The 15516-nt window shown below is 71.3% G+C and carries 13 protein-coding genes; 3 read left to right on the top strand and 10 right to left on the bottom strand.

Annotation, left to right across the window (positions count from 1 at the left end; genetic code table 11):
- The first annotated feature begins 159 nt into the window (after positions 1–159).
- Positions 160–1452 (top strand): cytochrome P450 family protein, encoded by a 1293-nt coding sequence (locus Scani_RS37440; protein WP_159482088.1) that lies wholly within the window; start codon positions 160–162, stop codon positions 1450–1452.
- Positions 1453–1669: 217 nt separating this feature from the next.
- On the opposite strand, the gene Scani_RS37435 is transcribed toward Scani_RS37440, so the two are convergent.
- The gene (locus Scani_RS37435; protein ID WP_159482087.1) at positions 1670–2503 is read right to left on the bottom strand and encodes a class I SAM-dependent methyltransferase; all 834 of its coding nucleotides are present in this window, start codon (positions 2501–2503) and stop codon (positions 1670–1672) included.
- Positions 2504–2764: 261 nt separating this feature from the next.
- Between Scani_RS37435 and Scani_RS37430 the strand changes: the two genes are divergently transcribed.
- Entirely contained in the window at positions 2765–4594 is a 1830-nt protein-coding gene (locus Scani_RS37430) for a S9 family peptidase (protein ID WP_159482603.1), read from the top strand.
- A gap of 204 nt (positions 4595–4798) precedes the next feature.
- On the opposite strand, the gene Scani_RS37425 is transcribed toward Scani_RS37430, so the two are convergent.
- Positions 4799–5773, bottom strand: a complete 975-nt coding sequence (locus Scani_RS37425; RefSeq protein ID WP_159482604.1) for a cation diffusion facilitator family transporter — start codon at positions 5771–5773, stop codon at positions 4799–4801.
- A gap of 102 nt (positions 5774–5875) precedes the next feature.
- Here Scani_RS37425 and Scani_RS40165 point away from each other — a divergent pair, with 102 nt between their 5' ends.
- Positions 5876–6235 (top strand): hypothetical protein, encoded by a 360-nt coding sequence (locus Scani_RS40165; RefSeq protein WP_167538110.1) that lies wholly within the window; start codon positions 5876–5878, stop codon positions 6233–6235.
- 56 nt (positions 6236–6291) lie between these two features.
- Here Scani_RS40165 and Scani_RS37420 read toward each other — a convergent pair whose 3' ends face one another.
- The 8 genes from Scani_RS37420 to Scani_RS37385 form a co-directional block, all read right to left on the bottom strand.
- On the bottom strand, positions 6292–7305 hold the full coding sequence (locus Scani_RS37420) for an SURF1 family protein (protein ID WP_159482086.1): 1014 nt from the start codon (positions 7303–7305) through the stop codon (positions 6292–6294).
- A gap of 267 nt (positions 7306–7572) precedes the next feature.
- Positions 7573–8817, bottom strand: a complete 1245-nt coding sequence (locus Scani_RS37415; protein ID WP_159482085.1) for a hypothetical protein — start codon at positions 8815–8817, stop codon at positions 7573–7575.
- Between the two features lie 602 nt (positions 8818–9419).
- Complete coding sequence (locus Scani_RS37410) at positions 9420–10082, bottom strand: SigE family RNA polymerase sigma factor (RefSeq protein WP_174872809.1); 663 nt, start codon at positions 10080–10082, stop codon at positions 9420–9422.
- A gap of 793 nt (positions 10083–10875) precedes the next feature.
- Complete coding sequence (locus Scani_RS37405) at positions 10876–11991, bottom strand: aspartate-semialdehyde dehydrogenase (RefSeq protein WP_159482084.1); 1116 nt, start codon at positions 11989–11991, stop codon at positions 10876–10878.
- Positions 11988–13259: an aspartate kinase gene (locus tag Scani_RS37400; RefSeq protein WP_088799022.1), complete on the bottom strand. Its 1272-nt coding sequence runs from the start codon at positions 13257–13259 to the stop codon at positions 11988–11990. The genes Scani_RS37405 and Scani_RS37400 overlap by 4 nt, the downstream gene beginning before the upstream one ends.
- 530 nt (positions 13260–13789) lie before the next feature.
- On the bottom strand, positions 13790–14452 hold the full coding sequence (locus tag Scani_RS37395; protein WP_159482083.1) for a DUF5063 domain-containing protein: 663 nt from the start codon (positions 14450–14452) through the stop codon (positions 13790–13792).
- On the bottom strand, positions 14445–15044 hold the full coding sequence (gene recR, locus Scani_RS37390; RefSeq protein ID WP_018089931.1) for a recombination mediator RecR: 600 nt from the start codon (positions 15042–15044) through the stop codon (positions 14445–14447). The genes Scani_RS37395 and recR overlap by 8 nt, the downstream gene beginning before the upstream one ends.
- A gap of 51 nt (positions 15045–15095) precedes the next feature.
- Positions 15096–15446, bottom strand: a complete 351-nt coding sequence (locus Scani_RS37385; protein ID WP_086718527.1) for a YbaB/EbfC family nucleoid-associated protein — start codon at positions 15444–15446, stop codon at positions 15096–15098.
- Positions 15447–15516 lie beyond the last annotated feature (70 nt).

The raw sequence follows: 15516 nt of genomic DNA, 5'->3' as shown, positions 1-15516 counted from the left end.
ACTGCATGAACTGCTTGAACTGCCCGACCGGATGGATCCGCCCCCCGACTCCCGGACCGGCCTCGGCCCCACTCCCGGGCCGACCTCGCCCCTCGGGCCGCCGCCGGACCGATCCCGGACCGACTCCAGACAGACTCCCAACCCGGAGGAGAACGAAAGATGTCGGAATTAATGAACTCTCCGTTCGCCGCGCACGTCGGGAAACACCCGGGCGAGCCGAATGTGATGGACCCCGCCCTGATCACCGACCCGTTCACCGGCTACGGCGCGCTGCGTGAGCAGGGCCCGGTCGTACGGGGCCGGTTCATGGACGACTCGCCCGTCTGGCTGGTGACGCGGTTCGAGGAGGTCCGCCAGGTCCTGCGCGACCAGCGGTTCGTGAACAATCCGGCCTCGCCGTCCCTGAACCACGCGCCCGAGGACAACCCGCTGACCCGGCTGATGGAGATGCTGGGCCTCCCCGAGCACCTCCGCGTCTACCTGCTCGGATCGATCCTCAACTACGACGCCCCCGACCACACCCGGCTGCGCCGTCTGGTGTCGCGGGCGTTCACGGCCCGCAAGATCACCGACCTGCGGCCGCGGGTCGAGCAGATCGCCGACGCGCTGCTGGCCCGGCTGCCCGAGCACGCCGAGGACGGCGTCGTCGACCTCATCCAGCACTTCGCCTACCCCCTGCCGATCACCGTCATCTGCGAACTGGTCGGCATACCCGAGGCGGACCGCCCGCAGTGGCGAACGTGGGGCGCCGACCTCATCTCGATGGATCCGGACCGGCTCGGCGCCTCGTTCCCGGCGATGATCGAGCACATCCACCAGATGGTCCGGGAACGGCGCGAGGCGCTCACCGACGACCTGCTCAGCGAACTGATCCGCACCCATGACGACGACGGCGGGCGGCTCAGCGACGTCGAGATGGTCACCATGATCCTCACGCTCGTCCTCGCCGGTCACGAGACCACCGCCCACCTCATCAGCAACGGCACGGCGGCGCTGCTCACCCACCCCGACCAGCTGCGTCTGGTCAAGGACGACCCGGCCCTCCTCCCCCGTGCCGTCCACGAGCTGATGCGCTGGTGCGGGCCGGTGCAGATGACCCAGCTGCGCTACGCCACCGCCGACGTCGACCTCGCCGGCACACCGATCCGCCAGGGCGATGCCGTCCAACTCATCCTGGTGTCAGCCAACTTCGATCCCCGTCACTACACCGACCCCGACCGCCTCGATCTCACCCGGCACCCCGCGGGCCACGCCGAGAACCATGTGGGTTTCGGCCATGGAGCGCACTACTGCCTGGGTGCCACCCTCGCCAAGCAGGAAGGCGAAGTCGCCTTCGGCAAACTGCTCACGCACTACCCGGACATATCGCTGGGCATCGCCCCGGAACGCCTGGAGCGGACACCGCTGCCCGGCAACTGGCGCCTGAACTCGCTGCCGGTGCGGTTGGGGTGAGCGCAGCCCTGCGGCAGGACGCCCGGGCGACCTGCCGCAGGCCAACCGGGGGCCACCGGGGACACAGGGGCTTCCCTGCGCTCGCTACTCGCCGCCGTCCGCCGCCGCCCGCCAGGTGACCGGTGCGACAGATCAACCGCCCCGGGGGTCGGAGAGCGGGGCCCGGGCAGGGGACGGCGCTCCGCTCCCCTCCTCCCCACTGGCTCCCTCCCCTACCTCAGCCGTTGCGGCTCGCCTTCAGCGAATACATGAGGGGGATGCGGGGGCGGTCGCCGGGGAACCGGTGGTAGCCGTCGGCGGCGCGGCGCAAGGCGGTGAAGCGCTGGAACATCGTCATGTCGTGCTCGTGCAGGAAGTCGATGCGCAGGCCGGTGGCGGCCAGGGCGGAGACGACATCGCCGATGGGGTGCTGCCATTCGACGCTGCGGTTGTTGACCGTCGGTGCGTCGAAATCCGTGTACGTTCCGGGGCTTTCGTCCACCCATGCGTCGCGGCTGAAGTAATCGTGGACGATGCGCGATCCGGTCTCGTCGTCCAGGGCGTCGCACAGCGGGTGGAATTCGGCGAGGTAGAGGAAGCCGCCGGGAGCGACGAGGGAGGCGGCGGTGTCGGCCCAGCGCTGCAGGTCCGGGAGCCAGTTCAGGGCGCCGATGCCGGTGTAGACGATGTCGTACGCGGTGTCGGGGACGGCTTCGGCGGCGTCATAGACGTCGGCGGCGACGAATGCCGCGCGGTCCGGGGCGTAACCGAGCTCGGCGGCCAGCTCGCGGGCGGCGTCGATGGCGGGTTCGGAGAAGTCCAGGCCGACGACGCGGGCGGCACCGCGATGGGCCCAGGAAAGGGTGTCCTGGCCGAAGTGGCACTGGAGGTGGAGGAGGGACCGGCCGGCGACCTCTCCGACCTCCGCGACCTCGAAGTCGCGCAGCACGTCGCGCGCCCTGCGGAATCCGTCCTGGTCGTAATAATCGCTCGCGGTGTGGATGGCAACACGCTCGTCCCACATCGCGCGGTTGGCCTCCCACCAGTCGTCGGGGCCGGTGCGTTGTCGCATATGGCGAAGTTATCCACAGCCTGGTGGCCCTCGCCAACGGATTTCCGGCGCCGGGCGCAGAATGGGCCCATGACTGACGAGACGACCGCAGGACCAGGCCACTCCACCGCTCCGAACCCTCCGACGAACGATCCCCGCCACTCCTCCGGGACGGGTACGGCCTCGGCCGATCCGATAGTGGTGACAGGCGGAGCGGCGGAGGATTCACGCGGCTCGGCGGGCTCGACGGGTTCGGCGGACTCCAGCGGCGCGGAAGCCACGATGCCCGACTGGGAGAAGCGCTTCCGTGCGCCGCGGATCGGGCTGCCGGACTGGGCCGAGGACGCCCCGGACCGTTCCTTGTTCGTCTCGAACGCCACGGGCACCTTCGAGCTGTACGCCTGGGACCGGGCGACCGGCAGTCAGCGCCAGGCCACGGACCGGCCGAACGGCACGACGGACGGGACGCTGTCGCCGGACGGCCACTGGATCTGGTGGTTCTCGGACACCGACGGGGACGAGTTCGGCGTCTGGATGCGACAGCCGTTCGCCGGCGGTCCGGACGAGCCGGCCACGCCGGGGCTCGCCGCCTCGTATCCGGGGGGCCTGGCGATCGGCCGGGACGGTACGGCGGTCGTCGGCTGCTCCACGGACGAGGAGGGCTCGACGGTCCATGTCGTACGGCCGGGGGAGGCGCCGGTGGAGATCTACCGGCACCGTGAGTCGGCGGGCGTCGGCGATCTTTCGCACGACGGCTCGCTGATCGCCCTGGAGCACACCGAGCACGGCGATGCCATGCACTCCGCGATCCGCGTCGTGCGGCCCGACGGCTCCACGGTCGCGGAGCTGGACGACACCAACGGCGGGACCGAGGAGCTGGGCCTGTCGGTGATGGGTTTCGCACCGGTGGACGGGGACGCCCGGCTGCTGGTGGGGCACCAGCGGCGGGGCCGCTGGGAGCCGATGATCTGGGATCCGCTGACCGGGACGGAAACGGCTCTGGAGATAGACCTCCCCGGAGACGTGGGTGCCGACTGGTATCCCGACGGGTCGGCGCTGCTGGTGGAGCACGAGTACCAGGCCCGCAGCGAGCTGTGGCGCTACGAACTGGGTGAGCCGGGCGGCGCCGGGGCTCCGGCCGGTACCCCGGACGCGACGGCCGCGACCGGCCACACTCGGCTGACGCGGGTCGAGACCCCCGCCGGCACGGTCTCGGGTGCGACGGCACGGCCGGACGGCACGGTGGAGTTCCTGTGGTCGTCGGCGGCCCAGCCCCCGGAGGTGCGGTCGACGAGCGGCAAGGTCGTACTGGACCCGCCCGGTATGAAGGCGCCCGGCTCGGTGCCCGTGCGGGACGTATGGGTGGAGGGCCCCGGTGGCCGCATCCACGCGCTGGTGCAGCAGCCGGCGGGCGAGGGCCCCTTCCCGACGGTCTTCGACATCCACGGCGGCCCGACCTGGCACGACAGCGACGCATTCGCCTCGTCCCCCGCGGCCTGGGTGGACCACGGTTTCGCTGTCGTACGCGTCAACTACCGCGGCTCGACCGGCTACGGCCGCGCCTGGACGGACGCGCTCAAGCATCGCGTCGGGCTGATCGAGCTGGAGGACATCGCCGCGGTGCGCGAGTGGGCGGTCTCGTCCGGCCTGGCGGATCCGGCGCGGCTGGTGCTGGCGGGCGGCTCCTGGGGCGGCTACCTCACGCTGCTGGGGCTCGGCACGCAGCCGGAGGCCTGGGCGGTGGGCCTGGCGGCGGTCCCGGTCGCGGACTACGTCACGGCGTACAACGACGAGATGGAAGCCCTCAAGGCGATGGACCGGACCCTGCTGGGCGGCACCCCCGAGGAGGTTCCGGAGCGCTTCGAGGCATCTTCACCGCTGACGTATGTGGATGCGGTGCGGGCGCCGGTCTACATCTCCGCGGGCGTCAACGACCCCCGCTGCCCGATCCAGCAGGTGGAGAACTACGTCCAGCGCCTGGAGGGCCGCAGCCATCCGCACGAGGTCTACCGCTACGACGCCGGACACGGCTCCCTGGTCGTGGAGGAACGCATCAAGCAGGTCCGCCTGGAGCTCGACTTCGCCCAGCGCCATGTGATCGAGAAGAGCTAGCGGGAGAGCGGAGAGGAGGGGGAGCGCGGGGGCGTCTGGCGGGGGCCCGGGCCGGGGCGCCCCTGCTGGGGTCCCCCGACCCGGGGGGGGGGACCCCCGGCAGGGAGATGGCTGGGGCCTCGGGGGAGCCGGCCGGGGCAGGGGCGGGGTCCTCTGGTGAGTGGTGGGAGGGGAGGGCGGGGCGGGGGCGGGGGCGGGGGCCCGTCAAGCAGTGGCGTGATGTGCCAAGGCCTCATGGGGATCCGTGCCGTCGCTGGTGTGGTCGGTGTGCACGGTCGCGGCGGTGAGCCGGGGGACGGCGTGGATCAGGGCGTGTTCCGCGGCGACGGCGAGTGCGTGGGCCTGCACCACGGTCAGACGGGAGTCGACGACGATATCGGCCTCGGCACGCAAGGTATGGCCGATCCAGCGCATACGGACCTGCCCGACGCCGCGGACGCCGTCCACCGCGCGCAGCGCCGTCTCGGCGGCATCGATGAGGGCGGGATCGACGCAGTCCATCAGCCGCCGGTAGACCTCCCTGGCGGCATCGCGCAGCACCATGAGGATCGCGGCGGTGATCAGCAGCCCGATGAGCGGGTCGGCCGCCCGCCAGCCGAGCGCCGCGCCGCCCGCGCCGAGGAGGACGGCGAGGGAGGTGAAGCCGTCGGTACGGGCGTGCAGGCCGTCGGCCACGAGCGCGGCCGAGCCGATCTTGCGGCCGGTGCGGATGCGGTAGCGGGCCACCCATTCGTTGCCGATGAACCCGGCCACGGCGGCCGCTGCCACGGCCCACAGGTGGGTGATGTCGCGGGGGTTCAGCAGACGGTCCACGGCCTCGTAGGCGGCCAGCGCCGAGGAGGCGGCGATCGTCAGCACGATGGCGACACCCGCGAGATCCTCGGCCCGGCCGTAGCCGTAGGTGTATCGACGGTTCGCGGCCCGCCGCCCGAGGACGAAGGCGATGCCCAGCGGAACGGCGGTCAGCGCGTCGGCGGCGTTGTGGATGGTGTCGCCGAGCAGCGCCACCGACCCCGACAGCGCGACGACCGCCAGCTGGATCACGCTGGTCAGGCCCAGGATGCCGAGCGAGAGCCACAGCGTGCGCAGGCCCTCGCGGGAGGTCTCCATCGCGGTGTCGACCTTGTCCATGGCGGCGTGGCTGTGCGGGGTGACGAGATGGGCGAGCCGGTGCCGGATCCGCGCCCCGCGGCCGGAACCGCGAGGGTCATGCGTGTGGTCGTGGTCGTGGTTGTGGACGTGAATCGGGTGAGGGTCGTGGTCGTAGTGAGGGGCGTGCGCGTGGACGTGACGCGGGCGCTCCGTCTCCCCCGGGCCGTGACCGGCAGGGGCAATGTCTACGGCGCCACGGTCCTGACCACGGCTCTCGCGGTGGTCACGGTGGTCAAGGTGGCGTGGGAGGTCGCGCCGGTCAGGGCGGTCACCTCGATCAGGGTGGTCACCTCGGTCAGAGCGGTCGCGCTGATCCCCGCGGTCACTACGCTCCCAGCGGTCACCGTGGTCCTGGTGGACCCAGTGACCCTGATGGTCCCGATGGTCACCGTGGTCCCCGTGGTCATGATCATGGCCGTGCGAAGGGGTGCGGTTGCCTGCCATATGGCCTACCGTGGCACGCCGATTCCATTGCGGCTACTGCCGTGATACGGCCTCTGACCAGGTGCAACAGGGTTGCAGTAGCGGATGCCCCTCGGCCGGGCTCAGGCCTGTCCGGCCCGTGCCGCCTCGCCTTCGCCCGCGCCCTGTCCCTCGTCCTGAGCCGAAGCCCCGATCGAAGCGCCAGCTGCGGCCCCCGTCGAAGCCCCGATCGAAGCGCCAGCTGCGGCCCCCGTCGAAGCCCCAGCCCCGGTCGAATCCCCCTCCGTAGCCTCGGCCGCAGCTTCGGCCACCGCTCCAGTCGCCACCCTGGGCCCGCCCTCGTCCCCCTCCGGCGCGATCCCCAGCGCCGCGTCCTTGGCGGCCTCGGCGTCGCGGCGGAAGAGGCGGAACCACATGAAGACGACGAAGCCGGCGAAGACGAACCACTCGCCGGTGTAACCGAGGTTCTGGAAGGCCTTGAGGTCCAGGCCGCTGCCTTCGGCGGCGGCCGGCGGGACGGCGTGCAGTGGCGCCGGGGCGTCGGTGAGCGTGATCCAGGCGTCGTAGACCTCGTACGGCACGATGTTGACCAGCGATGCCGCGCTGATCATGCCGAGCTGCCCCTGCGGCAGCCCGCCGCCGGCCTGGACGCCGTCGGTGCCCTGGTTCTCGGAGGCCTGCAGCGCTCCGGTGACCGTCACCTCCCCCTTGGGGGGCGCGGGCACCCGTGCCGTGTCGGCCTTCGTGCCGGCGTCGCCGGGCAGCCAGCCCCGTACGACCGGCAGGGCCTTGCCACCGTCCGTGCGCAGCAGGCTGAGGACGTAGAAGCCCTGCCGCTCACCGTGCTTGTCCTTCAACGTGCGGGCCGGTACGAGCAGTTGGTGCCCGGTGTCGTAGTGCCCGCGGGCGCTGGCCTGCCGGCCGGAGGTGACCGTGTCGACGGGGAGCAGATCGGCCAGCGGTCGGGCCGCCGCGGTCTTGGCCCGGGCGGAGCGGTCTTCCTGCTGCTGGTGGGTGTTGACGCGGTCCTCGAAGCGGCTCAGCTGCCAGCTGCCCATGAAGATGCAGAACGGAATCGCCAGTACGGCGAACACATTGATTCCCCACCACCGCGGGGTCAGCAGGAACCGGTACACACCACCACGGTACGGGGCCCGTGCGACGGGGCCGCACCGCCCCCTCCCCGGCCATGCCCCACCGCGAGGACCTGGGCAGGTCGGCTGCCGGGCCCTGCCGCCGCCCTCGCGACCGCCCTCGCGCCGCCCTCACGACCACCCTCCCGTCGCCCCCGAAGGACAGGCCATCGCCCGAAGGCCAGGCCTCGAAGGGGCAGGCGGGAGGACGAAGACGCGGCCCAGGCCGTCAAGGCGGCACCGCGCAGGAGGCCGCCAGGACGGCACCGCTTAGGAGGTCGCCAGTGCCTCCGTGCGGTACACCGTTCCGGCGCAGGCATCCGAGATCTTCGCGTCGGCCGCGGCGGGCTCGCCGGCTTCCGGCGTATGGCTGAGAACGATTCCACCGGACGCGCTGCCGCCCCCGGCACCCTCGTCGCCGCCCGCCTGGCCGCCACCGCCGCTGTCGCCCGTCGCCGTGTTCCCGGCGTCCGGGGACTGCCCCGGGTCCTTGGAGGCCTCGGGAGTCGGCGAGGGGCCGGGGTTGACGCATCCGGTGGCGCCGCCGCCGGACTGCGGGATCCAGGCGAACTTGACCTCGTACGCCTCCCCCGGCTTGAGCACCAGCTGGTCGGGGGTGGTGGCCGGGTCGGGCAGGCCGGTGGCCTCGTCGCCCGAGGTGTGGTCGACGACATGGATGCGGTCGGGGTTCGTGGAGCCCTGCGCGACCAGGCCGACGGTGCCGCCGCCCTCGACGGAGCAGGCGGCGCCGGACGTGTTGACCACCCGGAACGTGCCGTAGATGCGGCCCGTGGAGTCCGCCGGGGCGACCGTGCTGCTGCCCTGGCCGAGCTGGTCGCGCCCGCAGGCCGGCGAGGTGACGTCCATGGTCTCGTCGGGGGCGGGCGTGCCGGCGCCCGCGCCGGGGCCCGCACCGTCCTTCCCCTTGGCCTTGCCCTTGCCCTCCGGCAGGCCCTTGCCCGGCGTCTCGCCGCCCTTCTGGGTGGGACGCGGGCCGGCCTGCTCGGTGCCCTCGCCGTGCAGGCCGCCGGTACCGCCCTGGGCGCGCTGGTTGCTGGCCGCGTTCGCGGCGCGTTCCTCGGAGCTGTCGGCCATGCTCACCACGTGGACCATGGCGGGGATGGACGTACCGCCGAGCAGCAGCGCGGCGGCGGCGCCCAGGACGACATGCCGACGGCGCTGACGGCGGGCGGGTACCGCGCGGCGCAGCTGGTCCAGCGCGTCCGGCGCGGGTTCGAGGCCGCCCACGCGGGACTGCAGCAGCCGCCTCAGGTCGTCCTCGTCGCCGAAGCCGCCGGTGGGGTGGCTGCGGCCGTGGCCGTCGCCCGCGCCGCCGCCGAAGGGCGGGCCGGAGGGTGCCTCGTTGCCGTACGCGTGGCTGTCGGACCCGTCACCGGCATCCGCCCCGCCTCGGGCACCGAGCGGTACCCCCGCCCGGCCCGTGGGTGCTCCCTCGGCGTCGGCCACCGCGTCGTCCGTGTCGGCCACCGCGTAGTAGTCCGCGCTGACGGCCACGTCGCCTGCACCGGGGGCTGCGCCGTCCACACCAGCCGCTGCATCGTCCGCACCAGTCGCCGCGCCGTCCGCCCCGCCAGGCGCCTGCCCCGTACGGCCAGGCACCCGCTCCGTGTCAGCAGCGGCTGCCGACTCCGCGACACCGATGTCATCGCCGTTGCCGGAATTTTGGCCGGTTTTCGCGCCCGGCCCGAACGAGTCTCCGCGTCGGCGGCCCTCGCCCGGCTCGCCCCCCGGGTGTTCCTGTGCCTCACGCGCCGCATACAGCCCACGCGCCGCCTCGCCGGGAGCCCCGCGGACTCCGGCCGGGCCCTCCGGGCTACGGGGACGGCTGTACGGGGTGGCCCCGCGCTCCGGGGCGAGCGGGCCGAGCCCGTGGCCACGGGCGCCGCTCTGGTTCATCGGGTCGATCGCATGGTTCGGATGGGCGGCCTGGCCCGGGGGGGCCGGCCTGCTCGGGGTGATCGGGGTGTTCGGGGTGTTCAGGGTGATCGGGTCATGCGGACCGCTCGACGTCAGCGGAGGGCCCGGGCGGCCCGGGCGGGTCGTTCCTGACGGGCCACACGAGTCGAACGGGTCGTACCGGCCAAACGCTGTGCCACTCATGCCGGAGCCTCCATCGCGACGCGGAGCGCCGCGATGCCCCGCGACCCGTAGGCCTTGACGGAGCCGAGCGATATGCCCAGCGTCTCAGCGACCTGCGCCTCGGTCATATCGGCGAAGTAGCGCAGTACCAGCACCTCGCGCTGCCGGCGCTGCAGACCGCGCATCGCCTGGATCAGCTGGTCCCGTTCGAGCAGGTCGTAGGCGCCCTCCTCGGCGCTCGCCATGTCGGGCATCGGCTTGGAGAGCAGCTTGAGCCCGAGGATGCGGCGACGCAGCGCGGAGCGCGAGAGGTTGACGACCGTCTGCCGGAGATAGGCGAGGGTCTTCTCGGGTTCGCGCACCCGTCCGCGCGCGGAGTGCACGCGGATGAAGGCCTCCTGGACGACGTCCTCGCACGAGGCGGTGTCGTCGAGGAGCAGCGCGGCGAGACCGAGCAGGGAGCGGTAGTGCGCCCGGTAGGTCTCGGTGAGGTGGTCGACTGTGGTGCCCGCTGCCATCGCGTCGTCAGTGTCCCCACGCTGCGGAGGAATCTGCGCGGGACGCGTGGTGGGCCAGGGAGCGATCACTGGCATGCCCCCGGACGCAAGGGGCCGCGGCGGGCGCACTGTTGCGCCCGCTGCCCCCGCTGGGGCGATGGTGAATCCGAGTACCTCTGCCACGCCTGTTGGACACGCTTCCCCCTATAAGGGTTGTACGCGCAAGGCACCGCTTTTGACGATGCATCAAATGCCCTCATGCGTACCAGCTCTTCCTGAATGCCCTAATTACCCCGACGCGAATTCCCCGCTACCCGGGGCCTCACCCTGCGGCCCGCGGACACGCCGAGCCACCCCTGAGGGCGGCCACAAAGACGCCCCCGCCCAACTGCCGGTTGCAGTGCGGCGGGGAGCGAATGGTCGAACAGGTCGTCAGCCCAGATCAAGAGGTTCGGACCAGCAATTCGCTCACAGAATCTTCACACGCCCCCACGAAGTATCGCCCAGGCGGTCGCCCCATGAGGCCGATCCCGCCAAGTCGCCCCCGCACCAGGGCCACAGGCCGACTCGACATTCCGGCCGAAAGTACTGGGGAGCCGCATCGGCACCCACACCCGGATCCACCGGGGAGCCGTCATCGCTCTCCCACCGGTTCTACGGGGGAGCCCACATCGGCACTCGATCAGAAGTCTCCGCGGAGTTCGCGCCGAGTCCCTCCAGAAGACCGCGCGGAGCGCGCCCGGGGTCGCAACCTCAGAAATCCGTACGGAGCCCGCGCGGGGGCACCTCATCAGAAGCCCGTGCGGAGCCCGCACAGCATCGCCCTCATCAAGAGTCCGCGGGAAGCCTGCACAGCAACGCCCCACCAGCCCACCGAGCCCCACGAGATCACCCGGCCCGGGAAGCCGGCCCCGGGCCACCCCACCGCCCCCTGGCCTCCAGCCCCCAGGCCGCTCCAGCCGCCGAACAGCCGGGTCTACCTCCGAAGCTCCGCCGCCACCAGCTCCCCGACCTGCGCCGTGTTCAAGGCCGCCCCCTTGCGCAGGTTGTCCCCGCACACGAACAGCTCCAGCGCCCGCGGATCGTCCAGCGAGCGCCGTACGCGACCGACCCAGGTCGGATCCGTACCGACGACATCGGCGGGCGTCGGGTACTCGCCCTCGGCCGGGTCGTCGCTGAGGACGACCCCGGGGGCCGCGGCCAGGATCTCGTGCGCGCCGCCGACCGAGACCTCGTTCTCGAACCGGGCGTGCACGGTCAGGGAGTGCGTGGTGATCACCGGCACCCGTACGCAGGTCGCGGTGACCGGCAGGTCCGGCATCCCCAGGATCTTGCGGGACTCGTTACGGATCTTGAGTTCCTCGGAGGACCAGCCGTCCTCCTGGAGCGAGCCCGCCCAGGGCACGACATTGAGGGCGATCGGTGCCGGGAAGGGTCCCAGCGTGTCGCCGACGGCCCGCCGCACATCGCCGGGCGCGGTCCCCAGCTCCGTACCGGACACCGCGGACAGCTGCGCCCGCAAGGTGTCGACGCCGGCCCGCCCCGTCCCGGAGACGGCTTGGTACGAGGAGACGATCAGCTCGCTCAACCCGTACTCGGCATGCAGCGCACCCAGCGCGACGATCATCGAGAGCGTCGTGCAGTTCGGGTTGGCGATGATGCCGCGCGGCCGCACCCGGGCCGTGTGCGCATTGACCTCGGGCACGACGAGCGGCACGTCCGGGTCCATCCGGAACGTGCCGGAGTTGTCCACGACCACCGCGCCCTTGGACACCGCGATCGGTGCCCACTGCGCGGAGACCTCGTCGGGGACGTCGAACATCGCGACGTCGATGCCCTCGAAGGCCTCCTCGCTCAGCGCGACGACCTCGACCTGCTCGCCCCGCACGGTCAGCTTGCGGCCGGCCGAGCGGGGAGAGGCGATCAGCCGGATCTCGCCCCAGATGTCGGCCCGCTCGGACAGGATGCCGAGCAGGACCGAGCCGACGGCGCCGGTGGCACCGACGACGGCGAGATGCGGCTTGGCGGCCGTACGGGCGTCCGCCCACGCCGTGTCAGCGAGGGACGGACGGCCCGCCTCGGCCGGAATCATCGGCCGGTGCCGCCATAGACCACGGCCTCGTCGCTGTCGGTGTCGAGACCGAAAGCGGTGTGGACGGCGCGTACGGCCTCGTTGACGTCATCGGCACGGGTGACGACCGAGATGCGGATCTCGGAGGTCGAGATGAGCTCGATGTTCACGCCCGCGTTCGACAGCGCCTCGAAGAACGTCGCCGTGACGCCCGGGTTGGTCTTCATCCCCGCGCCGACCAGCGAGATCTTGGCGATCTGGTCGTCGTAGCGCAGCGAGTCGAAGCCGACCGCCGCACGGGTCCGCTCCAGGGCGGCGACGGCCTTGCGGCCCTCGGCCTTGGGCAGCGTGAAGGAGATGTCGGTCAGACCGGTCGACGCGGCGGACACGTTCTGCACGACCATGTCGATGTTGACCTCGGAGTCCGCGATCGCACGGAAGATGCGCGCGGCCTCGCCCGGCTTGTCCGGGACCCCGACGACCGTGACCTTCGCCTCGGAGGTGTCATGTGCGACGCCCGAGATGATTGCCTGCTCCATCGGCTGGTCCCCTTGCGGTTCGTTGCTGACCCAGGTGCCCTTCAGTCCCGAGAAGGACGAGCGGACGTGGATCGGGATGTTGTAACGGCGTGCGTACTCGACGCAACGGTGCAGCAGCACCTTGGATCCGGAGCTGGCCAGCTCCAGCATGTCCTCGAAGGAGATCCAGTCGATCTTCCGGGCCTTCTTCACGACCCGGGGGTCGGCGGTGAAGACACCGTCCACATCGGTGTAGATCTCACAGACATCGGCGTCCAGGGCGGCCGCCAGCGCGACGGCGGTCGTGTCCGACCCACCGCGCCCCAGCGTCGTGATGTCCTTCTTGTCCTGGGACACGCCCTGGAACCCGGCGACGATGGCGATATTGCCCTCGTCGACGGAGGTCTTGATGCGGCCCGGCGTGACATCGATGATCCGTGCCTTGTTGTGCACGGAATCGGTGATGACACCGGCCTGGCTACCGGTGAAGGACTGCGCCTCGTGACCGAGGTTTTTGATCGCCATCGCCAGCAGGGCCATGGAGATCCGCTCTCCGGCGGTCAGCAGCATGTCGAACTCGCGCCCCGACGGAATCGGGGACACTTCCTGCGCGAGATCGATCAGCTCGTCCGTCGTGTCGCCCATCGCCGAAACCACCACGACAACCTGGTTGCCGTTCTTCTTGGCTTCGACGACTCGCTTGGCAACGCGCTTGATGCCCTCGGCATCCGCAACGGATGAGCCGCCGTACTTCTGCACGACAAGGCCCACGTGCGCTCCTCGCAACTGTCTCATCGGGAGTTTCCTCCCGGACCCCCGGAAATGGGGGTACTGCGGTCGGCTCAGTCTAACGAGCAAGCGGAGTCCGCCCTGCTGGTACCACATCGTGAGACATGAGACTCACTGGTTGAACACGGGTTCTCACCGTGATCACCTGTCCCGTGAATTTCACGTCCCGCGGCGGCTCCACAAGGCGCACCGTTGCGCCTGCCCGGCGAGCACATGCCCGCTTCTGGCCGGTACACACGAAAACGTAACCCAGGTCACAAGGTCCGGGCACGGCGAGAGGCCCACGGGGCGGACGGCGCGGGCGCATCGCGCGCGGCGAAGGTGACGGCGCGCGACGAGCGCACTACGGCGGCGCAGGCACGGCCACAGGCACGCGCACGGGCGCACTGCGGCAGTGTCGGCACGTCGACGAGCGCGAGCGATGCCAGGGCCCGACGCAGGGGCCCAGGGCGCCGCGCAGGGGCCTCGGCGGCGCGGCCGGCCCGGAGCTCCCCGGGCGCCCGCGCCGTGGCTCACACCCTCCGGAGCCCCAGCGGCCCGGCGATCTCCGCCGCCATGACCTTTCCGGCCTCCTCGGCGAGCCGCTCCTCGTCGCCGGTGACGTCGCTGTCGGTGTCCAGGCCGTCCAGCTCGACCAGCGGCTGGTCGAGGCGTACGTGGGCGACCAGCGACTGCAGCGCGCGCAGGGCGGCCGAGGCGGTCGGGCCCCAGTTGGACAGGTAGGAGAACTGCCACCACCACAGGGCCTCACTGACCCGGCCCGCCCGGTAGTGCGCCAGACCGTGCCGCAGGTCGGTGATGATGTCGGCCAGATCGTCGGAGATCCGACTGGCGACCGGCTCGCTGCGCGGCACGTACGGGTCGAAGACCTCGGAGTAGACGTCCACCGGGTCGAGCAGGGTCGCGAAGCGCTCGCGCAGCTCGTCGACGTCCGGCTCCGGGCCGGTGTCCGGCTCGTACCGCTCGTCGGGGACGAAGTCCTCGTGGGCGCCCAGGCGGCCGCCGGTGAGCAGCAGCTGGGAGATCTCCAGCAGCAGGAAGGGAACCGCGCTGTCCGGCTCGTCGCCCTTGGCGACCTCCGTCACCGCGACGATGAAACTCTCGACCGAATCGGAGATCGATACGGCGAAGTCGTCCGGGTCCTGGGTCGCGTTGTGCAGCGTGGCATCAGACATCGAGAAGTCTCCTCCCTTCGAAGGCCCGCCCGAGCGTGACCTCGTCCGCGTACTCAAGATCGCCGCCGACCGGCAGACCGCTCGCCAGCCGCGTCACTCTCAGGCCCATGGGTTTGATCATGCGCGCCAGATATGTGGCCGTGGCCTCGCCCTCGAGATTCGGGTCGGTGGCCAGGATCAGCTCGGTGACGGTGCCGTCCGCGAGCCTGGCCAGCAGTTCCCTGATCCGCAGGTCGTCGGGTCCCACGCCCTCGATCGGACTGATCGCCCCGCCGAGGACGTGATAGCGACCGCGGAACTCTCGCGTCCGCTCGATCGCCACGACGTCCTTGGGCTCCTCCACGACGCAGATGACCGCCGGATCACGCCTCGGGTCCAGGCAGACCCGGCACTGCTCCTCCTGCGCCACATTGCCGCAGGTGCCGCAGAACCGGACCTTCGCCTTGACCTCCATCAGCGCGTTCGCGAGCCGGCGGACATCGGTCGGCTCGGCCTGAAGAATGTGGAAGGCGATCCGCTGCGCGCTCTTGGGACCGACGCCGGGCAGCCTGCCCAACTCATCGATCAGGTCCTGGACCACGCCTTCATACACGGAACGTCTTCTTTCTCTTCTGCCGTGATGCGTACGCTAGTTGGCTACTCCTCAGAAGGGGAGACCTGGGATTCCGCCACCGCCCAGACCCTGGGCGAGCGGACCGAGCTTCTGCTGCTGCAGCTGCTGGGCACTGGCGTTGGCGTCCCGGACCGCCGCCAGCACGAGGTCGGCGATCGTCTCGGCGGTCTCCTCCGCCGAGTCGGTGTCGACCGCCTTGGGGTCGATGACCAGGCTCTGGAGCTCACCGGAGCCGGTCACCGTCGCCTTGACCAGACCGCCGCCCGCGGAACCCTCGACGGGTGTCTCCGCCAGCTCCTGCTGGGCGGCCGCGAGGTCCTGCTGCATCTTCTGGGCCTGCTGAAGCAGCTGCTGCATATTGGGCTGACCACCGGGGATCACGACGTGACTCCTGCCATACGACAACGATTGGTGCGGTAGCCCGAGCCTACGTGTTTCACGGGCCCGGCGC

The organism is Streptomyces caniferus (assembly GCF_009811555.1).
In the GTDB taxonomy this organism is placed as follows: Bacteria; Actinomycetota; Actinomycetes; order Streptomycetales; family Streptomycetaceae; genus Streptomyces; species Streptomyces caniferus.
Note: the sequence above shows the minus strand (reverse complement) of the source record. Positions and strands in the feature narration are given on the sequence as shown.